We start from the raw sequence: 22,611 nt of genomic DNA, 5'->3' as shown, positions 1-22,611 counted from the left end.
TCTTCATCGGGAATCCAGATTTTTCAAAAAAATGAGAAAACCAAAGTCCCTGGATTCCGGCTTAAAGCATGCCGGAATGACGGTTAAGGGGGCGCATAGCAAAAAAATACGCTGTAGTATTAGATGCTTGAAAAAAACTAAATTGGTACAAATATTTCTTGATCTCTCGTTGCCTTTCTGCTTTTTCCCATTATCACCTTTTCACTCTATAGTCCAGCCCATACTGAAAATTTGTTTCCTGAGCTCCGGGGTCAGCCAGGGAGCTTGCAGACGGATGGGATCGCCGATATCTTTGAACAGGAAATCCCCCAGGCCGAGAAGGTTTTCCGCCCCGGAGGTATTCAGCAACATTTTGGATTCGATGGACTTGCTGGTTTTAAATCCCAGACGGGCCGGGAGGTTGGCATCCAGGGCCCCTTTGATGACCTGGCGCCCCGGCTGTTGGGTGGCCACAATGAGATGAATCCCGGCGGCCCGGGCCTTGGCCCCCAGGCGAAAAATAAGATCTTCCAGGGCCTCCCTTTCTTTTCGCCCCCGCTGGATCAAATCATAATATTCATCACAGAAACAGACAATACGGGGCATTTTTTTATCCAAGGCCCGATTGTATTCGGTCAGAGAAGGGAACCCTTTTTCCTCCAGCAGATGATATCTTTCATCCATTTCGTTAACCAGGTTGCTTAACACCTCCACCGGGGGAACCCCGCCCGGATGGACCAGGGCCTGCTCGTTGAAGAGAAAAGGGGACCCTTTAAAGTCATTAAAGATATTGCCTTTGGGATCAATCAAAATCAAGCGGAGGGTCTCGGGCCTGTTGGTTTTCAAAAGCCCGGCCAAAGCCGAAAGGAGCCATTCGCTTTTTCCACTGCCGGTCGTCCCGGCCACCAGCAGATGGGCATGTTCCGGTCTGGCCAAGTCGGCAAACTGCAAACGTCCCATAAGATCCACTCCCAGCGGAACCAGACAATTCCCGGCCCGGGGATCCGTTTGGGGTAGCTGGTCCATGATCTCGGAGAAGAAGACCGTCTGCCGGTCCGGCCGTTGCAGGTCGATGACCACCTGCCCCTGATCGAGATAAATCAAGGGGGCAGTCTCCATCCCCAGACGCATTTGCACTTCCTGAGCCAAACGCTGGACCGGAGCCAGTCGCTCCCCTTCCCCCAGAAAAAGATGAAACCGCAAAAAGGACGGGCCGAGAACAGGCTCGGCATCCAGGGTTAACAGCACACCATATTCCTTGAATATTTCAACCAGTTTCTGTCCCAGTTGCCTTTGTTCCCCGGAAATGCCGGTCCCGTCTCCTTGAACCCGGATTTCCCCGGGCCGATCCCGGGGGATGGAACCCACCCCCGCCAGACGGCCGATCAGTTGAACCAGTTCTTTTTCCACCTTGCCTACCTGGTCGGTCTTTACCACACGTTCTATCGGTTCGGGGTTAAAATGAATCACGGCTGATACATCCGGCTGATCCTGGGCCCCGGAAGCCTGATTGGAAAACATGAGATGATAAAGACAGGCCTGAGAAAAATCGGCCAGCTCCGATCCCTTTCCCAGTTTTATTTCCACTACGGCCCACCCCCGGCTGTCCGGTCTCCGGAGGATCAAATCGGCCACGCCGGACAGACGGACCGTATCCATCCATCCTTCCTGAAAAACCTCCCAGACTACCGGGACCTCCGGTCTGAACAGGGCCTCGGCCCTGGGCCCGGTTGAAGAAAAAATGGTCCGAGGCAGGTTACCCCTTTCCCGGGCGGTCCATAAAAGACCGACCAGCCAGTTCGACAGGGCTTGAATGCCCTTCCAGAAATGCAGCACCTTTTCGGTCTCATTATGCAGCCGCGATTGCTCCCGAAACAACCTCGGTCCCACCAATTGACGATAGCTATGTTTTATAAGAAGCCGTTCCCATTCCCGCCTGTCGGCTTCCGCTTCGCTTAAGGCCCCTACCCAATTCAAGCGACGGTCAGGGCCGACCAGATCGCGGAATATTTCATGAAACAATCTCCCGAGCAGAGGGGTGGATGTTCCATGGTTTTCGGTTTCATCGGCACTCGCCTGTCGATAAAGGGCCTCCCTTACCTGCCGGACGTTTAAGGAGACACTCATGCCGGCACCTCCGAATAATCCAAAGAAAAAATATCCGGAACAATCTGGAACAGGAGGGTCGGCGGGCCGTTCAGGAGTCCGACCAGCCCCGGATTCTTTCTGACCCAGGTCCAGAGGGCTGAAGGCGGTTGATCCAATCGAACGGCCGCCTCGTTTAATTTTAATAGGAGACTTTCCTCCAGCAAGGCCAGGAGGGCCTCTCCCGGGAAAACATCTTCCCCTTCGGCGGTCAACTTCTCCATAAAATCCTGCAGAGCCGGGGGTATATTTTCGACCAGCCATTGCTGCAAGGTATTCGGACCAACTGTCAGGCCCCGGTGAGTCAGATCGCCGGCCTTGGCTTCTGAAAGAAGGCCCCGCAGAGCGGCCAGGGCGGCCAGGACTTCCATGGGCGGATGGATCAAGCGGGCGCCCGACTTTTTCAACTCGCCAAGATATTCTTTGACCTTCCGGGCCGTTGGTTTTATGGGCAGTCGCGGGTCACGAATCAGGATCAGTTTTTGAAAACCCCCTTTTTTCAGACCTTCCGAGAGTCGTTTCAGGCGGTAAGCCAGACCGGTCATGTTTTGCTGATTGCAAAGACTGATTTCAATCCGCTTGCCTTTTGAAGGGGAGAAGATCAAATCAATATCCTTGAGGGTCTCGTCCTGATTTTCCCGCCAGGGATCTTTCTGAATGCCCATCAATCCCGACAACCCATGCTGGAGGATCGGGTCGGAATCTTCCGGGCTGTTGGCCGCCGCGGCTTTCTCCAGGGCCTGCTGCCAAAGTTCCTCCAAAAAATCGGAAGTATTGACCGAGGCTTTGACCGGCTTTCCCCGGACCGCCTCAAAAAGCTGGGCACAATAGGCAATGATTTTTCTGGCCGTAATGGTAGGGATGGTCTGTTGTCCGAAAAAGGCCTGAAGATCCGATTCATTTAAGGGCCAGAGCCGGGGTCGCCCCGATCGGAGTTCGGCCAATTCGGGAAGGGTATTCAACCTGGCCGAAATCAAGGAAACGGCCTGATCATACTGCAACGGCAGTAAGGTAAACTTACCATATCTGGCCAAACGATCCTGATCCGCCTGGTCGACCGAATCGTATAGAGGATCGACAAAGGAGGATTGGATGCAGGAAATCAACAGGGCATTTCCGGTCCCATCGTGTAAGGCCCGGACCATTTTCCCGAAGGCGAACAACCCGGCTTTCTCCCCGGGACGGTTTTGCAAGGCTTCCACCTGATCAAAGCAGAATACCAGACCGACCTCGGGCCCGAACAGGTTTGCGAGACTGAGGACCACCCGGCGGGCCTTGTCTTCCGGGTCCTCTTCCTCTTCGGTCAAGGCCGGAAGATTGATTTTGGCCAAATCCGTTTCGGTCAACGAATCTCCCCGGAGCCAGGCCCGGGTTTCCCGGCGAAAGGACCCCTGCAAGAGAAGGTTTAGAACACAGAAAAAGTCATGGTCCATCTGGACCTGGGACAACAGGCTTTCCGATTGAAACAGCCGGTCGACCGACCTCCGGATAACCACTTTATCAAACTGCGTTTGTCCCTGATCCCCCGGACGGAGCAGGTCATCGATCAAACATCTTCTCAAATGCCTCCAGATCATCTGAGGCGCTGTCTGGAGGGAAATGGAGACAAAGACCAGGGGTAGTTTTTCCAGATAAGAACGCAGCCTGGCCATTAAATGGGTCTTCCCGCTCCCGGCTTCACCATGGATAATGAGCGAAGTGCTTTGCCGGGCCTTCTGAACAAAATCAACGGCCTGGCAGCAGCGATCGAAGGCCTCGGCATGGATGGTTGGCACATCCACCCCAGCCGGTCTCCAGGGATCGCTGACCACCGAACCCATAAAAGGGTTAAGCATTCTGGTATCAATCAAATTACCTGAATCCTTTCTCATCTGCCTGTTAAAACCGCCCCGACATAATATTGGCCTCTTTGGTCCGCCACCAAATCCTGCCGTTCTTCTTCGGACAAGCCCTGGGGGAAACTGTGCTGATGCAGGATAATCCGGTCTTTTATCGCCAGATCGATGATGGCCCGGTCAAACAATCCCTTTTCAAAATTCAGGGAGCGGCGTAAATTCCGGAGAGATACCAAGGCCCCGGACGGTGCCTGGGGTTCGATTTCCACCATCTTGGAAAGGAGCCTGGACTCGACATCCTTCATCCCCGGCGCTTCTGTGAAGATTTCGGGCCCGGCCGGGATACCCAGTAAAACCATCAGCGCCTGATGAATAGCTTCCCGGGAGACCCCGGCTGGACCAAGTGTTTTATGCACCTGATCCAGTTCTTTCCGTACTTTATTAAGATACGGTTTGGGATCAGGAGGGTGAAGGCCCAATCGGGCTTTAAGGGACCCGAATTTAGGATGGATCAAAAGGATCCCCTGATCCAACAAAGACTGAATTCCCTTCTCAGTGGTTATCTTGGGGATGCCGAATAATGCCTTGTTAAGATTCCTTTTGAGTTCCACTGGAGTCAGGGGTTTTTCAGCCAGGAGCTGGACTGTTTTTTCGGCCATGAACCGGGAGAGCGGCTCTGTCCAGTAACGTTGCCGGCCCTTTCCCTTGGCCGGCCATTCGAAGATCTTTTCCCCGGAAACCAAACCGGTCATCAATTCACCCAGTCGGTCTTCCGGGAGTTTAAACAACCCGCTCAGCGGCTTTCTTAGCTCCTTGACCGTCTTGGGTTGACCTTGTTGTCCCAGGGTCTTTAAAACGCCTTCAGCAAGAACCGATTCATCGGGCAATTCTATGTTTTTTTTTGGCATTCCGACCTCAAATTTAAGGGATGGCCCGAAGCTACGAATTCAAAAATTTTTCCTGGGCGTTATCCCTGACTTTGGGACAACCTCCAAATCTTATCCCATAGTTAACAGGCCTTATAAAAAGGCGAGTAAATTTTATGGCTATCAGGACCCATTGTCAATTTAAATATCCAAGCTTTTTCCTTGACTCCCCTATTACAATTCAATACATTGTCTCTGCTCAAATCTGCGATTTATAGAAACGTTAATACAAAATGGTTTTCAACACATTATCGGCCTTCGGCCAATCCGGCTATTGTTCAGGCAGGATGCCTGACCTATTTAACCAAATTTAAACATTTGCAAAAGGCTCCGAGGAAGGGGGAAACACCGATGAGGAAATGGATTTTGGTGGTGGGACTGGTCGTACTGACTGGTCTTTATTGTTCGGGAATAGGTTCGGCCGCCGGTACAATCAAGATCGGCTTCAACATCCCTTTGACCGGCGACATCCCCAAGGTGGGGGAAGGTTCAAAATACGCCGGAGAAATGTTGAAAGAACGGATCAACAAGGCCGGTGGGTTAAAAGTAGGGAACAAAGTCTATCCCCTGGAGTTCATCTATCAGGACAATGAGGCCAAGGCCGAGTCGGCCACCGCTACCGCCTTGAAATTGATCACCCAGGATAAGGTCCTGGCTATCATCGGACCCCAGTCCAGCAAACAGGCCATCCCGGCCGGAGAAGTCTGTGATGCCAATAAGACAATCATGATCAGTCCCTGGTCGACCAACCCCAAGACCACCCAAAACCGTCCCTGGGTCTTTCGGGCCTGTTTTCTGGACCCTTTCCAGGGACCGGTATTAGCCAATTTTGCTACCAAAGAATTAAAGGCCAAAAAGGCGGCGGTCCTGTACGATATCGCCAGTGATTATCCCAAGGGATTGGCCGAATTTTTCAAGGAAGCCTTTGAAAAAATACATGGCAAAGGCTCTGTGGTGGCCTTTGAGACCTTTACCACCAAAGACCGCGACTTCAGTGCCCAGTTGACCAAGATCATCGCCTCCAAAGCCGATGTCCTATTTACACCCCAGTATTACGATGAAGTCCCTCTGATCATCAAACAGGCCCATGAACTGGGCTGGAAAAAACCGGTCCTGGGAAGCGATTCCTGGGGGTCGGCCGAGTTGATGAAACTGTGCGGCAAGGACTGCATCGGTTCTTATTTCAGCACCCACTATGCTGCGGCCGGGGCCAAGGGGGCCACCAAGGAATTCATAGAAAGCTATAAGGCCAAATACGGCTACGAACCGGATGACGTGGCCGCCCTGACCTGGGATGCCATCCGGATGCTCCTCCAGGCCGTCCAGAATACCAAAGGCCTGACCGGAAATCTGGAAAAGGACCGAAAGGCCATCCGCGATCAATTGGCGAAGGTCAAAGAATTTGACGGGATCACCGGCAAGATGACCTTTACCGGCAAAAATGGGGACCCCATCAAATGCGCCGTCCTGGTCAAGATCAGTCCGGAAGGGACCTTTAACTTTTATAAATCGGTTTGCCCCTAATGAGTTCGGAGTTACGAGTTCGGAGTTCGGAGTCAGGAAGTCCGAGTCACAAATTAAATTCTTAGATTTTACTCCGAACTCCGAACTCCGAACTCAACGCACAACATGGATTCAACTCTTTTCTTGCAAAACTTCATCAACGCCCTGCAATGGGGGAGCTTCTATGCCCTCATTGCCCTGGGGTATACCATGGTCTACGGGGTTTTGCTCCTGATCAACTTCGCCCACGGCGATATTTTTATGGTCGGGGCCTATATCGGCTTTTTTGTAGCCACTTTCCTTTTGGGAACTTATGGCCTTCAATTACCCTGGAGCCTCTCCCCGGGCCTGATCCTGATCCTGACCTTTGCCGTCACCATGGCCCTGACGGCCGGGGTGGGGGTATTTATCGAACGGATAGCCTACCGGCCCCTCCGCCGGAAAGGGGTCAACCGGCTCTACGTGGTCATCACCGCCCTGATGGTCGGATTGATCCTGGAAAACGGAAACCTTTCCCTCCTGGGGGCCAGTCGAAAATTTTTTCCGGAGTTGATCCCCAAGGAGATTTACCACTTCGCCGGGATCACCTTTACCAACCTGAAGGTAATGGTGATTATCATCACCTTTCTGGTCTTCTTCTTTCTCCATTTCGTGGTCCGGAAAACCAGGTGGGGCCTGGCCATGCGGGCCATTTCCTATGACCGGGTGGCCGTGCCGCTCATGGGCATTCCGGTGGATCAGATCATCGTCATCACCTTTGCCCTGGGTTCCTCTCTGGCCGCCCTGGCCGGAATCCTTTTTGCCCTTTCCTACCCGGTCCTGGAACCCTATATGGGTGCCTTGATCGGCTGGAAGGCCTTCATTGCCGCCGTGGTCGGCGGAATCGGGGAGATCCGCGGGGCCTTTGTCGGCGGGTTGCTTCTGGGATTCATTGAAATCTTTTCCGCCACCTATTTTCCCTCTACCTTTCGGGACCTGATCGCCTTTGGCATCCTGATGCTCATCCTGATCTTCAGGCCCACCGGCCTCTTCGGCCTGGCCCGCCGGACCAAAGTCTAAGATGGTTCGGTGCTTCCCATGATCCGCCGCCCCATGGTTTTCTTGAGCGCCCTGATATTTCTTTTGACCATCGGCCTGACCTGGATGGGCTGGCTGGATGCCTATAGCCAACTCATCTTGATGTTCATGGGCGTCAATATTATCCTTTCGGCCAGCCTCAACCTGATTAACGGCTATATGGGGGAATTTTCCTGCGGCCATGCCGGGTTTATGGCCGTCGGGGCCTATGTAACCTCTTTACTCACCGTCTGGTTCTTTACCGAAGGCTCCCCATTAGGCCCCAGCCTTCTAAATCCCCAGGGGGCCGTCATCCTTTTTCCCTTTTTACTCCTCCTGGGCGGGTTGGCGGCTGCCCTGGCCGGTTTGATGGTGGCCATCCCCTCCTTTCGAACCCGCGGCGATTATCTGGCCATCATAACCCTGGCCGCTAACTACATCATTAAAAGCGCCATTGAAAACATCCAGATCATCGGCGGAGCCAGGGGTTTTATGGGCATGAAACGGGTGGTCAACGGCATGGAAGATTTTTTTAATCTCCCCTGGATGCTGATCTGGATCGGCCTGTTTGTCTTTTTGACCATCCTGTTGATCAAGCGGTTTGTCGGGTCCACCTACGGCAAGGGTATTCTGGCCATCCGGGAAGACGAGATCTCCGCTGAAATTATGGGCGTGAACACCCAAAAGACCAAGATGGTGGCGTTCATGTTCTCCTCCGGACTGGCCGGGATCAGTGGAGGTTTATTTGCCCATATCCTCGGCTACATCAATCCCGGAAGCTTTACGATCATGAAATCCACTGAGGCCATGGTCATGGTCTATCTGGGAGGCATGGGTTCTTTAAGCGGATCGGTTTTAAGTGCCGTCCTTTTGACCCTGATCCTGGAACTGCTGCGTCCCTTACAGGTTCTCAAATGGGTTGTGGTGCCCCTCCTCCTCTTTCTATTGATGCTTTTCCGGCCGGAAGGACTCCTCGGCCACCGCGAGCTGACCGATGTTTTCCCCCGTCTGGGCCGCTTTTTCAGGCCGAAAGGGCAGGATGAGCATGTTGTTTGAGGTCCAAGATCTGACCCATCTATTCGGAGGCTTAAAAGCGGTATCCAATTTCAACCTCCGGCTCATGGGAGGGGAACTGGTCGGTCTGATCGGGCCCAATGGGGCCGGCAAAACCACCATTTTTAATCTTGTTTGCGGAGTCTATCGGCCGACGCAAGGAACCATTCAAATCCAGGGCCATAAGGTAAATGGTCTTCGTCCCTATCAGGTTACCGCCCGGGGGATCGCCCGGACCTTTCAAAATATCCGCCTCTGGCCTAATCTGACGGTCCTGGATAATCTCCGGATTGCCCGGCATTACAACCTGGGCTATGGACTCCTGGATGTTTTTTTTCAAACGGTACGTCTTTCAAAGGCGGAAAAAGATATCGATCGCACAGCCCAAAAAATGCTGGATATTATGGGACTCTTGAAATACGCTGCCGAACCGGCCAAGAATCTCCCTTATGGGCTGCAACGCCGGGTGGAAATCGCCCGGGCCATCATGACCCAACCCGCCTTGCTCCTGCTCGATGAACCGGCCGCCGGCCTGAATCTCCAGGAGAAAGATGATTTGATCGAGATGATCCGATGGATCCGCCGGGAATTTCAGCTCACCATCTGGATCATCGAACATGAGATGCGACTGGTCATGAACCTGTGCGAGATCATCCAGGTCTTGAATTTTGGAGAAACCATCGCCCTGGGTAACCCGGAAGAAATCCAGAGGAACCATCAGGTTATCGAGGCCTATTTGGGAAAAGAGGACGACTGATGCTTCTTTCCGTCGAAGACCTTAAGGTCGCTTACGGGCCCATCGAAGTCCTCCATGGGATAACCTTTCAGGTGGCGGAGGGAGAGATCGTTACCCTTATCGGGGCCAACGGAGCAGGGAAATCCACCACCCTGATGAGCCTCATGCGCCTTCCCCCGCCGGAGGCCCCCCTTTTTCGGTCCGGACGAATGATTTTTGAGGGACAGGACCTGACCCGATTCGCCCCTCATGACGTGGTCAATCAACTGGGGATCTCCCTGGTGCCCGAGGGGCGGAGAATTTTCGGTAACCTGACGGTCTGGGAAAATTTAAAACTTTCGGCTTATGCCCAAAAGGACCATCAGAAGACCCTTAAAAATTCCCGCCGGATTTTTGAACTCTTCCCGAAATTGGAAGAACGGCGAAATCAAATGGCCGAGACCTTAAGCGGCGGGGAACAGCAGATGCTGGCCGTAGCCCGGGCCATGATGAACCCGGGAAAATTGATGCTCTTGGACGAGCCTTCCATGGGTTTGGCCCCTTTTTTGATGTATGAGCTATTTCGGGTCCTGAAGGAGCTCAACCGGCAGGGCCTGACCATTTTTTTAGTGGAACAAAATGCCCGTCTTGCCTTAAAATATGCCCACAGGGGTTATGTGCTGGAAACCGGAAATATTGTCCTGGAGGGCACGGCAGAGGAACTCAGGTTGGACGAGAGGGTCAAGAATGCTTATTTGGGAAGGTAAATAAAAAAAATTGCGCGTTATGAGTTCGGAGTTCGGAGCCAAATACTCAATACTCCGAACTCTAAGCTCCGAACTCAGAGAGGAGGTTTTACAGTGATCATTCAATCATTAGTCGTCGGACCTATTCAGGCCAATTGTTTTATTTTAGGGGATGAAAAAACGCTGGAGGCCGTGGTCATTGACCCGGGGGATGAGGTCAAACGGATCCTGGCCGGTCTGCAAAAACAGTCCCTGCAACTGAAATATATCATCAATACCCACGGTCATTTCGATCATGTGGGGGCCAATAAAGCCTTAAAAGACAAAACCGGGGCACCCATCCTGATTCATAAGGGAGACGCCCCCATGCTGTCCCAACTTTCGGCCAGTGCCGCCGTCTGGGGCATGCAGGTCGACGATTCTCCGCAGGCCGACCGGCTCCTGGAAGACGGCGACCGGATTGTTTTCGGGCAGATTACCCTGGAAGTGATACACACCCCCGGTCATTCTCCGGGAGGTATTTCCCTGTACACGCCCAAAGACCTTTTTGTGGGTGACACCCTGTTCGCCGGTTCCATCGGACGGACCGATTTCCCGGGCGGGGATTATGACCAACTGATTGCCTATGTCCGGAATCGCCTCTTTGTTTTGGGCGATGACGTCCGGGTCTTTCCCGGCCACGGCCCGGCTACGACCATCGGGCAGGAGAGAAGGCATAATCCTTTTTTTAGTTGAAATCCTTTCCTTTTAGCCTCATTCTAAACGAACCCCTTATATTCCATAGGGCGCTGTAACGCATAAAAACCCTCATAGGAGCGGGTTATATACCCGCTCCTACAGAGCCCATAGAAAAATAGAAAAAGAAAATTTTTTCTCCTTGACCGCCCACTTGGCTTCTTTTATACTTTTGATCTTATCAAAGGATATCAATAAAAACTATGGGAAAAAATGGTTTTGATTTAATTAATGAAGATCGGATTCTTCAAGTAATGGTAGGCCGTTTGATAGCCGCCTTTCATCCGGACAGGATTTATCTTTTTGGATCAAAAGCCCGAGAAGATTACAATACTGACAGTGACTATGACTTGATGATCGTTGTCTCGGATGATGCTCCCCTTGAAAAACGCCGAAGCCGTTTGGCTTACCAGGTGCTAAGGGGAACTCGGACTGCCGCTGATGTGTTGGTTTGGACCAAAACAGCCTTTGACAAACGCCTTCATATACCATCCTCTTTACCTTCTATAATAGAACGGGAAGGGAAACTGCTTTATGCCGCCTGATCCCATATTGGTCTTAGAGACCAAGGGTTGGCTGAAGAAAGCATCTATTGACATCAGATCAGCCGAACATGCGTTAACTGCCATCCCTCCAATCTTGACCGATGTGGTTTATCATTCCCAGCAGGCAACCGAAAAGGCTCTGAAAGCTTTTCTCGTCTGGAATAATATCTCTTTTAGAAAAACTCATAGTATTGAAGAGATAGGCGAGCAATGCCTTGAAATAGATTCATCCCTCAAAGGATTGATTGATCAAGGGGCCCCCCTTACACAGTATGCCTGGGAGTTTCGATATCCAGGAGATTTAGAGGAACCTTCTCAAGAGGAGTCGGAAGAAGCACTCCAAGTAGCCAAAACAATAAATCAGGAAATTCTTAAACGGTTACCGGAGGTGATGAGCCCCTGACAACGTCAGAAAAAATTTATGGACTATCAATTCCTTAAAATCACCAAACAGGCCCGGGTCCTCATCGTTCAAATCAACAGACCGAAGGAACGGAATGCCTTATGTGGCGGTCTGATCAGGGAACTTATTGAGGTTACCGATACTATCAGAAAGGATATGGCCGTCAGCGTCGTGATTTTATACGGCCAGTCCGACTTTTTCAGCGCCGGGGTTGACCTGAAGGACCCGGAAACCGCCCAGGCCCTTCAAGAACCTTTGTCGGTCCGCCGCCGCCTGTTGCTGGAACAGGGCCCCCGGATGTGCCAAGTCTGGCAGGACCTGCCCCAGGTGACCCTGGCCGCCCTGGAAGGCTTTTGCATCGGAGGGGCGGTTTCTTTGGCCCTGGCCTGCGACTTTCGAATCATGTCCGAAACGGCCTTTATCCAAATTCCGGAAATCAATTTGGGGATGAATTATAGCTGGGGCTCCCTGCCCCGTCTGGTCAATCTGGTGGGCCCGGCCAAAGCCAAGCAATGGGTTATCTTAGCCGAAAAGGTGGAATGCACCGAAGCCATGCGATCCGGATTTGCCCAATGGGCTGTCCCTGAAGGGCATTCTTTGGAAAAAGCCCTGGAACTGGCCCGGATCATCACCGAAAAACCCCAGGCCCCGGTATTCATGACCAAACAAACGGTCAATGCCCTGACGGCCGCCCCCCAATCCCTGGCCCACATGGATGCCGACCAATTCGCCTTAACGATTTTATCCGATGACTTTCAGGAAGGCCTGGAGGCCTTCTTGAATAAAAGAAAACCGGCTTTTAATAAAAATCTCCCCGAATAATCCTTTCGGTTGCTTTGATTTGCCGATTTTGCTATCTTTCACAAAAATTAAAGGAAATAGTATAATGCCCTTTTGGAGAACTGATAAACCTGATCAAGTGGTTGTACCCTATATCGAAGGGGACGGTATCGGACCGGATATCTGGAAGGCCGGCCGACCGGTTTTGGAGGCGGCGGTCCGCAAGGCTTATTCGGGGAAGCGCAAGATCGAATGGCTGGAAGTCCTGGCCGGGGAAAAAGCCTTTTCCCGGACAGGGGAGTGGCTGCCGGAAGAGACCCTGGCAGCAATCCGCCGATACGGCTTGGCCTTAAAAGGCCCTTTGACCACCCCGGTTGGCAAAGGGATCCGGAGCCTCAATGTCCAGCTCAGGCAGATCCTGGACCTCTATGTCTGTCTTAGGCCGGTCCGCTATTTTGCCGGGGTCCCCAGCCCGATGAGCCATCCGGAAAAGGTGGACATGGTGATCTTCCGGGAGAACACCGAAGATGTCTACTCCGGAATCGAATGGCCGGCCGGAAGTCCCGAATCCCAGGAACTTGCCGAATGGATCGAAAAGAAAACCGGAAAACGATTAAACCCCGATTCGGGGATCGGCATCAAGCCCATCAGCCTTTCCGGGACCAATCGGCTGGTGCGGCGGGCCATTGAATATGCCCTCCGGCGCAATAAATCCAGTGTTACCCTGGTCCACAAAGGTAATATCATGAAGTTCACCGAAGGGGCTTTCCGCACTTGGGGCTATGAGCTGGCCCGGGAAGAATTTTCGGATAAAACCTTGACCGAAGCAGAGCTGCAAAATCAACCGGAAGAAGAACGATCTTCCGGGAAAGTAATTATCAAAGACCGGATCGCCGACATGATGTTTCAACAATGCCTCCTGCGCCCGGAAGAATATTCGGTCATCGCCACCACCAACCTCAATGGCGATTATCTTTCCGATGCCCTGGCCGCCCAGGTCGGAGGGCTGGGCATGGCTCCGGGTGCCAATATGGGGGATGATTGTGCCGTCTTTGAGGCCACCCACGGGTCGGCCCCTCAGTATGCCGGCCAGGACAAGGTAAACCCGGGGTCTTTGATTCTTTCCGGTGTCTTATTATTGGAGCATTTGAATTGGCAGGAAGCGGCCGACTTGATTTATGGAGCCCTTCAAAGGACTATCTCCGATAAAATCGTCACTTATGATCTGGCCCGCCAGATGGACGATGCCCATGAGGTCTCATGTTCCCAATTTGGAAGGTCCCTGATCGAACACATGGAATAAGAAACGCCTGGCATTCCGGATTGATCTCATTGTTTTTCCCGGAAAAATGTCCTTTTTGCCGATCCCTTTCGAAAATCGAGGAAGGGGAAATAGCCGGTCTATGCCCGGCCTGCACTAAAGATATCCAATGGATAAAGACGCCTTTCTGTCTCCGTTGCGGAAGACCCTTTCCTGAAGGATCAACCGGAGATTTCTGTTCCGATTGCCTTCAGCAGAAAGTCATATTTGACTGGGGCCGGGCAGCGGTTGCCTATCAAGGGGTTATGGCCAAAGCCATTCAACGCTTTAAATATCAAGGAGAGTTCAGATTGGCCGGTCACTTGAGCCGCTTCTGGAATAAAATGGATTTAAAAGATATTTCCTTCGAAGCCATTGTTCCGGTGCCGCTCCACCCCACCCGGCTCCGGAAAAGAGGTTTCAACCAGGCCCTTCTATTAGGGAAATCATTGGGAAAGACCCATAACAAACAGGTGTTGATAAAGGCCCTCAGACGGATCAGGAATACCCCCCCTCAGGTGCAGCTGGATCATCGGGAACGGGAAAAAAATGTCCGCGGGGCCTTTGAAGTAACAGAACGGCAAGAAATAACGGACAAACATCTCCTTTTGGTCGATGATGTCTTTACCACCGGGGCGACGGTCAATGAATGCGCCAGGGTCTTAAAAAAATCCGGGGCCAAGGAGGTTTATGTTTTAACCCTGGCCAGGGTAGGATTTGAATGAAAAAGAAAATTATCTCCCCTTCGCAGCTTAATCCCATCGTAACCGAACTTAAAAAGAAGGGACAAAAAATCGTCTTTACTAACGGCTGTTTTGATCTGCTTCATGTGGGACATGTGCGCTATCTTCAGGAAGCCCGGTCCTCGGGAGACTGCCTGATTATCGGGTTGAACAGTGACCGATCGGTTCGTCTGATAAAGGACCCCCACCGCCCCCTGATATCGGAAGACCAACGGGCCGAGGTTTTGGCTGCCCTGGAGTGTGTTGATTTTATCGTCCTTTTTGATGAGGCCGACCCCTCAAAGCTGATAGAAATGATAAAGCCGGCGGTCCTGGTCAAAGGGGCCGACTGGTCCCTGGACAAGATCATCGGGGCCGATCTGGTCCGGACTTACGGAGGAGCGGTAAGGAGGGTGGAATTGGTCCCTTCGATTTCCACTTCGGAAATTATCCAGAGGATCCTTTCCCGATATTGCCCGGGCAACCGGACGTAATCTTTTTTTAACCGCTTGAATTAGGACGCAGATTTTCGCCGATACCCGCAGATTCAAGAAACAAGCTCAAAGCTGAAAGCTCAAGACGGAAATCTATACCTGTATCTTGCAACTTAAAACTTGTTTTCAAATTAAATCCTGGAAATACAATCGGCCTTCGGCCGATCCGACTGCACGATCGGCTCTCTGCCGATCCGAATTCAATCGGCTTTCAGCCGATCCGAGTCGATCTGCGTCCAAAAAAGGAAATTCCTATACCCTTCATTTACTTCCTGAAGAGATAAAAAAAGAGGGTCAACAGAATGCTGATAATGATACTGGTGGTGATCGGAAAATAAAAGGTGAACTTATCCCCTTTGAAGAAGATATCCCCCGGCAATTTCCCTAGCCAGGGCATCTTGGGCCAAAGTAATAGAATGCCCCCTGCGATTACCAAAATAAAACCCAATATGATGAGTATTTTCCCTAAACCATCGGATTGCATGGTTTTCCCCCAACTTTTCCATTATTCTAAGAAACGATTTTATTTTAACTTCTTCCTTGATCAATAGTCAATACCGGGTAGATTTTCAGTTTCAGTCCTGCCCGAGAGAGAAGTATTGATTTTTTAATCATTCATCATTATTATAGCATTTAAGTTTAACCCTAAAAAAGAATAAAAAGACAGGCAAGGAGGGAAACGGACCATGTCCGAAAACGAAGAAAAAGGGTTTGTATTTAAGGACCGCAGGAAGATTTTTTCGGAATCAGAAAAGGAACCGGAGCAAAAAAAATCGACTCCTCAAGAGGAACCGACCCAGGAAAGAGTTGAACAGAAAGAACCCCCACCCCACCCTCCTTTGCCCGAGGTTAATTTTTCTACTTTTATCGTCTACTTAAGCACCGAGGTCCTCTTTCATTTAGGAGAATTCCCCCACCCGGTTTCAGGAGAGAAAAAAAAGGATTTGCCTCTGGCCAAACACGTTATTGATACCCTGAACATGCTAAAAGAAAAAACCGTGGGAAATCTAAGCGAAGATGAGCAGAAACTTTTAGAAGGGATGTTATATGATTTACGGATGGCTTTCATCCGGGCAAAATAATCAAAGGGTTCCAGGATTCGAGGGGTCAAGGATTCAAGTGGAAAACGTTGGAATTAACCCCTTGAACCCTCGATTCCTGGAATCCTCGAACCCTATTTTCGTATAAATCAGGAGGCCGTTGTTATGGCAAGTCTTTGGAAAAGACATCGTTATTTAATGACATTGATGGGGGTTTCCCTGCTTTCTTTGATTGCCGGACTGATTATCGCCGCCAATCTAAACTGGACCAATCCCCTTTCTGCGAAAACGGAAGTCCCAATCATCGGGGGGGTCCCTTCCTTTGCCGATTTGGCCCAGGCGGTTTCCCCGGCTGTGGTCAATATCAGTACCACGAAAAGGGTAAAGGGTGGTGGCCGGGTCTTTGATTTCTTTATGGGACCGAAAGATCGAAGAAATCCGATGGACGATTTTTTTGAAAAATTTTTTGGTGGGGATGCCCCCCAGCAGCCCAAAGAATACAAACAAAAGAGTCTGGGCTCCGGGTTCATCCTCGACGCAGAAGGCTATATTCTGACCAACAATCATGTGGTCGAGGATGCCGATGAAATAAAGGTCATCTTAACCGATCACAAGGAATATGAAGCCAAAGTGATCGGCCGGGATGCCAAAACCGACTTGGCCCTGATCAAGATCAAATCCTGGAAAGGGTTTCAACTCATTAGGCTGGGAAATTCCGACGAAATCCGGGTCGGCGATTGGGTCATGGCCATCGGTAACCCTTTCGGCCTGGACCATACGGTTACCGCCGGCATAGTCAGCGCCAAAGGCCGGGTTATCGGCGCCGGACCCTATGACAACTTTATTCAAACCGATGCTTCCATCAACCCGGGAAACAGTGGGGGACCCCTGATCAATCTCAAGGGAGAAGTGATCGGGATCAATACAGCCATTTTTGCCGGAGGCCAGGGGATCGGCTTTGCCATACCCATCAATACAGCCAAGGAATTGATTTCTCAATTAAAAGAGAAAGGTAAGGTTACCCGGGGCTGGTTGGGGGTTATGATTCAAAAAGTTACTCCGGATCTGGCCAAGGCCTTCAATCTAAAGGAGGAGTCCGGGGCTTTAGTAGGTGATGTAACGGCCGGAAGTCCGGCTGAAAAGGTCGGTATAAAACCCGGGGATATCATAATCGAATTCGATCGGAAACCGATCAAGGAGATGAATGAACTGCCGAGATTAGTGGCGGCCGTTCCGGTAGGGAAATCCGTTGAAGTGAAGGTCCTGCGGGAAGGCAAATCCCTCGTATTCCAGGTCCAAATCCAGGAATTGGAGGACAAAAAAATGGCCTCCGGCGGTTCCCAATCCAAAGAAGCTTTGGGTATCTTTGTTCAGGAATTTACCCCTGAACTGGCCCGCCGTCTCAGGGTGGATTATGAACCGGGCATCTTGATCGTTCAGGTTCAAGAGGGAAGTCCGGCCGAGGAAGCCGGGATCCAGGAGGGGGACTTGATCAAAGAAGTAAACCGAAAACCGGTCAAGGATTTGAAAACGTATCAAAACCTGATCGGCAGTATAAAAAAAGGGAGCAATATCCTTTTCCGGATAAAACGGGGCGGGATGAACCTTTTTGTCAGCCTTCGCCTGAGCGAATAGATGGAAATTCCAGCCGAAGGCTTTAAGATCCTGGCCCCGGCTAAGGTTAACCTTTTCTTAGAGATTCTAAGAAAAAGGCCTGATGGATACCATGAAATCCGCTCTTTGATGCAAGCGGTCGGCTTATTCGACAGCCTCTGGATCAGGGCTGGTACCGGAGGCCGGGAAATCCGTTGTCCCGGCTATCCGGAACTGGAAAATGAAGACAATCTGGTCATTCGGGCTATAAGTCTTCTGGAAAAAGAACTGGAACGTTCCCTTTCCTTATCAATCCGGCTGATAAAAAGGATCCCTCCGGGAGGCGGGCTGGGAGGGGGAAGCAGCGATGCGGCTGCAATCTTATCCGGACTGAACCATATTTTGGGAAACCCGGTTCCACCGGATCGATTAGGGGCTTTGGCCGCCCAGGTGGGTTCGGATGTCCCCTTTTTTTTAAAGCCCGGCACGGCCTTAGCCTTGGGGAGGGGAGAACGGATAGAACCCTGGCCGTCCTTGTCCTCCTGGTGGTATGTCCTTATTTTCCCTGGATTTTCAATTTCCACGGCCTGGGCTTACCATCAGATAAAATTCCCGTTGACACAAAAAGAAAAAACAATTAATATAAAAAGTTTAAAGGACCAGGGGGGTATACCGGGGAAAGAACAGATCAAAAACGATCTGGAAAAATGGGTCCTCCCCGCCTTTCCTATTCTCGGAGAAATTAAAAAGACCTTACAGGAGCAGGGGTGCCTGCAGGCCCTGATGAGCGGCAGCGGTTCTACGGTATTTGGAATCTGGGAGGACCAATACAAGGCCGGCGAGGCCTTTATCCGTTTAAGAAAAAAAGGGTGGGGCCGGGTCTTTTTGGCCAGAGGGTTGTAAAAAGTTCGGCGTATAGCGTTAATAAAGCGGTTATTAAACCACTTGAAGTCCCCGAACTCCGAACCCTGAACTCCGAACTTCTTTTATTTATAATAGTTGGGGTGTCGTCAAGCGGTAAGACACGGGTCTTTGGAACCCGCATTCGGAGGTTCGAATCCTCCCACCCCAGCCAGTCAATTTCTGATTGCGGATTTCGGAATTCGGATTTCGGAATTTTGAAAAACCCAATCTCCAGAGTATAAAAATTTATTTCATAGACAGGAACGATGGCTAATCAGTTAAAATTTTTTACCGGCAATTCTAATCCTCAATTAGCGGAAAGGATCTGCTCTTATTTAGAGATGGATCTGGGGGCTATTCAGGTCAGAAGGTTCAGTGACGGCGAGATTTTTGTGGAAATAGGTGAAAACGTCCGCGGCAAAGATGTTTTTGTCATGCAATCCACCTGCTCTCCAGTCAACGATAATCTGATGGAGCTTTTAATTATCATGGACGCCCTTCGGAGGGCCTCGGCCCAGCGCATTACTGCGGTCATGCCCTACTACGGATATGCCCGTCAGGATCGTAAGGTGGCTCCGAGGGTCCCGATAACGGCCAAATTAGTGGCCGATATCATTACTGCATCCGGCGCCAAACGGGTATTGACCATGGACCTTCACGCCGGGCAGATCCAGGGTTTTTTCAATATCCCCGTAGACAACCTCTATGCAGCCCCGGTATTACTGAATTATATAAAAGAAAATTTTCAAAACAACCTGGTCATCGTCTCCCCGGACGTGGGAGGGGTGGAAAGGGCCAGGGCCTTTGCCAAAAGGCTTAATGCCCAGATCGCTATAATCGATAAAAGGCGCGACCGGCCCAATTCCTCCGAGGTGATGCATATTGTCGGCAATGTGAAAGGATGCACCGTCGTCCTTTTAGATGACATGGTGGACACGGCAGGAACCCTTACCAAGGCGGCCGCGGCTTTGGCCGAACAAGGGGCTGCAAAAATCTATGCCTGCGCTACCCATCCGGTGCTTTCCGGCCCGGCCCTGGATTTGATTATGAAATCTCCCATGGACCAATTAGTGGTCACTGATACCATTCCGTTACGGGACAACGCCCGTTCTTGTCCCAAGATCAAGGTCCTTTCGGTTGCCCCCCTTTTCGGCGAGGCTATTCGAAGGACTCATGACGAAGACTCCGTTAGTTCACTATTTGTTTAAGGAAAGGCAGAAATTTTATTATGGAACAGGTAAATTTAGAAGGTTTTATTAGAGAATCTTCCGGCAAGGGCAAGGCCCGCGCCTTACGGCGGGCAGGGAATATCCCGGCAATTTTTTATGGACCGGAGACCGAATCGATTGCTATTGGTGTATCCAAGGTCTCTTTTGGAAAAATCCTGAAAACCCAGAGCAGTGAAAATACCCTCTATCAATTGACCATTAAGGGGGACAACCAGGAAATCGTTAAAACGGTAATGCTTAAAGAATTGCAGAGGACCCCTCTCGATCGGGAAATCCTGCATGCCGATTTTTATGAGGTCTCTTTAACCAAGGAAATCGACATAACGGTCGGGTTAAAGGTCGTCGGAAAGGCCCCCGGCGTGGAAAATGGAGGATTCCTCCAGGAAATTTCCAGGGAACTGGAGATTCGCTGTCTGCCGACCCATATCCCGGATTTTATTGAAGTGGATGTCAGTAGTTTGGGAATCGGGGATTCTTTTCATGTCCAGGACCTGAAATTACCGGAGGGGATACGGGTCCTCTCGGATGCCCAACTGACTCTGATTACCGTTGTTGCGCCGGTTGAAGAAAAAACCGCCCCCGGGGAAGCTGCTGCCGGATCTGAAGTGGAAGTCGTTGCCAAAAAGGGCAAGGCCAAAACCGAGGGGGCGGGGTAATTTCCCTGGTGTACCTGATTGCCGGTTTAGGGAACCCAGGCAAAAAATATCAATTCACACGCCATAATATGGGTTTCTTGACTCTCCAGGCCTTGGCCCTTCGTCATCAAATCCCCATAGAAAAAAAGAAATTCGAAAGCGGTTATGGGTTGGGAGAAATTCTTAAGGAAAAGGTCATTCTCCTGACCCCTTTGACCTATATGAATCTGAGCGGTCGGGCCATTGGCTCCTTCCTGCGTTATTATCAAATCCTGCCTGATCATCTGATCGTGGTCCATGATGATCTGGATCTCCCCTGGACCCGGATCCGCATTGCCCCTAAGGGAGGGGCTGCCGGGCATAAAGGCATCCTTTCGATTATTGAACAATTGAAGACCCAGGATTTTATACGGATACGGATGGGTATCAGCCGGCCGGCAGAAGAAATTCCCCCTGAAGCCTATGTCCTGGAAAACTTTTCGGCCGGAGAAAAAAAGGAACTCTCCCCCTTTATCGACCAGGCTTGCGACGCCATTGAGACCCTATTGAAGCAGGGTGTGACCGCGGCCATGAACCGGTTTAATGTCCGGAAAACAAGCCCTGAAGGCCAGGGCGGTTAGTACGAAAAAAAAGTTCAGAGTTCGGAGTTCGGAGTAAACCATTTTCATGATTCGTAGCACACCAAGGGGCATGAGGGTTTAATACGAAAAAAAGTTGCAAGTGTAAAAACCTTGAACCCTGTCCCTTACCTATAGCCTATAGCCCCAGAAAATTTTCATTCTTCGTGATGTCCCAGGAAGCCGGAAGGCTAACAACAGGTTTCGGTTTCGCAGGAAACCCCGACTTTCCCTTTAAACCAGGATTGGATGATGGCAGCGGCACAGCCCACCCCCGGGCGAAGGTCGATGGCCGCGACCGGACAATTGTTCATACAAGCCCCGCACTCCATACAACCATCAAAATCCGCTATATGGGCCTTCTTTTCGTTCATCGTAAATACGCTGTGGGGACAAACCAGGGTGCAGGAACCACATCCTATACAGAGGGATTCATCCAATTTAAGGGTGGAAACATTGGGTAGATATCGAAACTTTTCCATAAGTAACTCCTCAAACTTGCATCTTGCATCTTGAAACTTTATTTTCGAACTAAACCGGTGTCCTGACAAAGGCCGATATAAACCAGAGGATCAACCCCAGACAGGCGGCCACCGACTGTAAAGGGATCGCCTGGCGCATCTCCTTTTCCACCCCGGAAGGGGAAGTAAAGGGTGTACAGCCGGTGAAGTTCATGGCCAGATAGGAACTGAGGGTGACGGTCAAAAGGATCAAGGCCAGGGCCGGTAAAAAAGCAATGGTTTTTAAAGAAAACAGCATCAATCCGAGACCGACCAATAAACCTGCCAGGGCGCCTTTTACAGAAAAGGCCCGGAAAGGGATCCAGGGTAACAAGGCCGGCGTGAGCACCGTTCCACTTAAGACCCCCAGGACAACGGCCAGAGAGACCGGCACTCCTCTTTGCCAGAGGTTAGCCAAAGAAAAGATATCCGGCCCGATCCCGGATAATAAAAACATAAGGGGGATCAGCCAAAGAAGGGACTTTAAAGTCTGGGAAATCTCCACCGGGGTTAAAACCAGCCTTTCAGACAAGGTGAAAGTAACCTGGCGCATGGCCTTTCCGGCCTGGAACCCGGCAGCCAGGAAAGATTTGATATCCCCGGCCTGAATCGGACCCCAGACCACTTCAAAACCGCACCCTTTTTTAACCTTAAGGGCCGAAACCCCGGTTGCTGAAAGCTGGGGCAGGATGAGTTTTCTATGAGAAACTAATTGATCCAGATGAGCATTTTTTACCTGTAAGATGACTTCTTCACTGGAAAAATTCTTTTTCCCGGCCGCACACCAGACATTTACACCCCGGGTATCCAGGACCAACAGCCAGGCATTCAGGCCATTCAACGCCTTACGAAGGGTATCAAAGGTTAATTTGTAGTTGGCCGTCACCAGAACGACGGATTCCGAATCGGGACGGCCCAAGGCATACAACCCCGGCGAAACCTTGTAGTTGTTGCGGTTGGCACCCAACCGCACCAGGAGGGACCCTATACGGTCCCGCTTATCCAATTCGGTTTTGATCCTGGGGATGGGTCCACTTGTCGTGGCCATAATATCTTCCACAAAAGGCAGAATGCGGTACCCTGGTTTTTCCAAGGGAGAGCTCCGGGGGGCCTGTTTCGGCCCGCAGCAGACCTCATCCTCTTCCTTTTGAGGGGTA

Annotated in this window: 24 protein-coding genes and 1 tRNA gene; 19 read left to right on the top strand and 6 right to left on the bottom strand. The window is 51.0% G+C overall.

The features are described from left to right. Positions 1-201: 201 nt before the first annotated feature. The 3 genes from HY879_09555 to HY879_09545 are packed head-to-tail and all read right to left on the bottom strand — an operon-like array spanning position 202 to position 4,867. Positions 202-2,106, bottom strand: coding sequence for a PD-(D/E)XK nuclease family protein (locus HY879_09555; protein MBI5603591.1), 1,905 nt, complete (start codon positions 2,104-2,106; stop codon positions 202-204). Continuing rightward, on the bottom strand, positions 2,103-3,974 hold the full coding sequence (locus HY879_09550; protein ID MBI5603590.1) for an ATP-binding protein: 1,872 nt from the start codon (positions 3,972-3,974) through the stop codon (positions 2,103-2,105). Before HY879_09550 ends, HY879_09555 begins: the two co-directional genes overlap by 4 nt. A 17-nt stretch (positions 3,975-3,991) precedes the next feature. After that, a complete protein-coding gene (locus HY879_09545; GenBank protein ID MBI5603589.1) occupies positions 3,992-4,867 on the bottom strand; it encodes a hypothetical protein in 876 nt (291 codons plus the stop codon). Positions 4,868-5,236: 369 nt separating this feature from the next. Here HY879_09545 and HY879_09540 point away from each other — a divergent pair, with 369 nt between their 5' ends. The 12 genes from HY879_09540 (at position 5,237) to rfaE2 (ending at position 14,937) form a co-directional block, all read left to right on the top strand. After that, positions 5,237-6,409: an ABC transporter substrate-binding protein gene (locus HY879_09540; GenBank protein ID MBI5603588.1), complete on the top strand. Its 1,173-nt coding sequence runs from the start codon at positions 5,237-5,239 to the stop codon at positions 6,407-6,409. A gap of 105 nt (positions 6,410-6,514) precedes the next feature. Next, the gene (locus tag HY879_09535; protein MBI5603587.1) at positions 6,515-7,447 is read left to right on the top strand and encodes a branched-chain amino acid ABC transporter permease; all 933 of its coding nucleotides are present in this window, start codon (positions 6,515-6,517) and stop codon (positions 7,445-7,447) included. An 18-nt stretch (positions 7,448-7,465) separates the two neighbouring features. Next, the gene (locus HY879_09530) at positions 7,466-8,500 is read left to right on the top strand and encodes a branched-chain amino acid ABC transporter permease (protein MBI5603586.1); all 1,035 of its coding nucleotides are present in this window, start codon (positions 7,466-7,468) and stop codon (positions 8,498-8,500) included. After that, positions 8,484-9,254 (top strand): ABC transporter ATP-binding protein, encoded by a 771-nt coding sequence (locus HY879_09525; protein MBI5603585.1) that lies wholly within the window; start codon positions 8,484-8,486, stop codon positions 9,252-9,254. Before HY879_09530 ends, HY879_09525 begins: the two co-directional genes overlap by 17 nt. Then, positions 9,254-9,979 (top strand): ABC transporter ATP-binding protein, encoded by a 726-nt coding sequence (locus tag HY879_09520; protein ID MBI5603584.1) that lies wholly within the window; start codon positions 9,254-9,256, stop codon positions 9,977-9,979. The genes HY879_09525 and HY879_09520 overlap by 1 nt, the downstream gene beginning before the upstream one ends. Positions 9,980-10,072: 93 nt before the next feature. After that, positions 10,073-10,693 (top strand): MBL fold metallo-hydrolase, encoded by a 621-nt coding sequence (locus tag HY879_09515; protein ID MBI5603583.1) that lies wholly within the window; start codon positions 10,073-10,075, stop codon positions 10,691-10,693. Between the two features lie 203 nt (positions 10,694-10,896). Continuing rightward, entirely contained in the window at positions 10,897-11,238 is a 342-nt protein-coding gene (locus HY879_09510) for a nucleotidyltransferase domain-containing protein (protein MBI5603582.1), read from the top strand. Beyond that, positions 11,228-11,641: a HEPN domain-containing protein gene (locus tag HY879_09505; protein ID MBI5603581.1), complete on the top strand. Its 414-nt coding sequence runs from the start codon at positions 11,228-11,230 to the stop codon at positions 11,639-11,641. Before HY879_09510 ends, HY879_09505 begins: the two co-directional genes overlap by 11 nt. A gap of 18 nt (positions 11,642-11,659) precedes the next feature. After that, a complete protein-coding gene (locus tag HY879_09500; GenBank protein ID MBI5603580.1) occupies positions 11,660-12,463 on the top strand; it encodes an enoyl-CoA hydratase/isomerase family protein in 804 nt (267 codons plus the stop codon). A gap of 64 nt (positions 12,464-12,527) precedes the next feature. Continuing rightward, positions 12,528-13,724: an isocitrate dehydrogenase (NADP(+)) gene (gene icd, locus HY879_09495; protein ID MBI5603579.1), complete on the top strand. Its 1,197-nt coding sequence runs from the start codon at positions 12,528-12,530 to the stop codon at positions 13,722-13,724. Continuing rightward, positions 13,682-14,446: a ComF family protein gene (locus HY879_09490; GenBank protein MBI5603578.1), complete on the top strand. Its 765-nt coding sequence runs from the start codon at positions 13,682-13,684 to the stop codon at positions 14,444-14,446. The genes icd and HY879_09490 overlap by 43 nt, the downstream gene beginning before the upstream one ends. Then, complete coding sequence (rfaE2, locus tag HY879_09485) at positions 14,443-14,937, top strand: D-glycero-beta-D-manno-heptose 1-phosphate adenylyltransferase (protein MBI5603577.1); 495 nt, start codon at positions 14,443-14,445, stop codon at positions 14,935-14,937. The genes HY879_09490 and rfaE2 overlap by 4 nt, the downstream gene beginning before the upstream one ends. Positions 14,938-15,202: 265 nt before the next feature. Here rfaE2 and HY879_09480 read toward each other — a convergent pair whose 3' ends face one another. Then, positions 15,203-15,421 (bottom strand): DUF2905 domain-containing protein, encoded by a 219-nt coding sequence (locus HY879_09480; GenBank protein ID MBI5603576.1) that lies wholly within the window; start codon positions 15,419-15,421, stop codon positions 15,203-15,205. A 202-nt stretch (positions 15,422-15,623) separates the two neighbouring features. On the opposite strand from HY879_09480, the gene HY879_09475 reads away from it, so the two are divergent. The 7 genes from HY879_09475 (at position 15,624) to HY879_09445 (ending at position 20,957) form a co-directional block, all read left to right on the top strand. Next, a complete protein-coding gene (locus tag HY879_09475) occupies positions 15,624-16,019 on the top strand; it encodes a DUF1844 domain-containing protein (GenBank protein ID MBI5603575.1) in 396 nt (131 codons plus the stop codon). Between the two features lie 123 nt (positions 16,020-16,142). Continuing rightward, the gene (locus HY879_09470) at positions 16,143-17,612 is read left to right on the top strand and encodes a DegQ family serine endoprotease (GenBank protein MBI5603574.1); all 1,470 of its coding nucleotides are present in this window, start codon (positions 16,143-16,145) and stop codon (positions 17,610-17,612) included. Further along, positions 17,613-18,473: a 4-(cytidine 5'-diphospho)-2-C-methyl-D-erythritol kinase gene (ispE, locus tag HY879_09465; protein ID MBI5603573.1), complete on the top strand. Its 861-nt coding sequence runs from the start codon at positions 17,613-17,615 to the stop codon at positions 18,471-18,473. 97 nt (positions 18,474-18,570) lie between these two features. After that, positions 18,571-18,645, top strand: a tRNA-Gln gene (locus HY879_09460). Between the two features lie 94 nt (positions 18,646-18,739). Beyond that, positions 18,740-19,681: a ribose-phosphate pyrophosphokinase gene (locus HY879_09455; protein MBI5603572.1), complete on the top strand. Its 942-nt coding sequence runs from the start codon at positions 18,740-18,742 to the stop codon at positions 19,679-19,681. A 20-nt stretch (positions 19,682-19,701) separates the two neighbouring features. Then, on the top strand, positions 19,702-20,358 hold the full coding sequence (locus HY879_09450; GenBank protein ID MBI5603571.1) for a 50S ribosomal protein L25/general stress protein Ctc: 657 nt from the start codon (positions 19,702-19,704) through the stop codon (positions 20,356-20,358). Positions 20,359-20,366: 8 nt separating this feature from the next. Beyond that, the gene (locus HY879_09445) at positions 20,367-20,957 is read left to right on the top strand and encodes an aminoacyl-tRNA hydrolase (GenBank protein MBI5603570.1); all 591 of its coding nucleotides are present in this window, start codon (positions 20,367-20,369) and stop codon (positions 20,955-20,957) included. Between the two features lie 188 nt (positions 20,958-21,145). On the opposite strand, the gene HY879_09440 is transcribed toward HY879_09445, so the two are convergent. Both HY879_09440 and HY879_09435 read right to left on the bottom strand, forming a co-directional pair. Then, positions 21,146-21,436, bottom strand: coding sequence for a 4Fe-4S binding protein (locus tag HY879_09440; protein MBI5603569.1), 291 nt, complete (start codon positions 21,434-21,436; stop codon positions 21,146-21,148). 49 nt (positions 21,437-21,485) lie between these two features. Beyond that, positions 21,486-22,502, bottom strand: coding sequence for a hypothetical protein (locus tag HY879_09435; protein MBI5603568.1), 1,017 nt, complete (start codon positions 22,500-22,502; stop codon positions 21,486-21,488). Positions 22,503-22,611 lie beyond the last annotated feature (109 nt).

Source organism: Deltaproteobacteria bacterium (assembly GCA_016219225.1).
In the GTDB taxonomy this organism is placed as follows: domain Bacteria; phylum Desulfobacterota; class RBG-13-43-22; order RBG-13-43-22; family RBG-13-43-22; genus RBG-13-43-22.
Note: the sequence above shows the minus strand (reverse complement) of the source record. Positions and strands in the feature narration are given on the sequence as shown.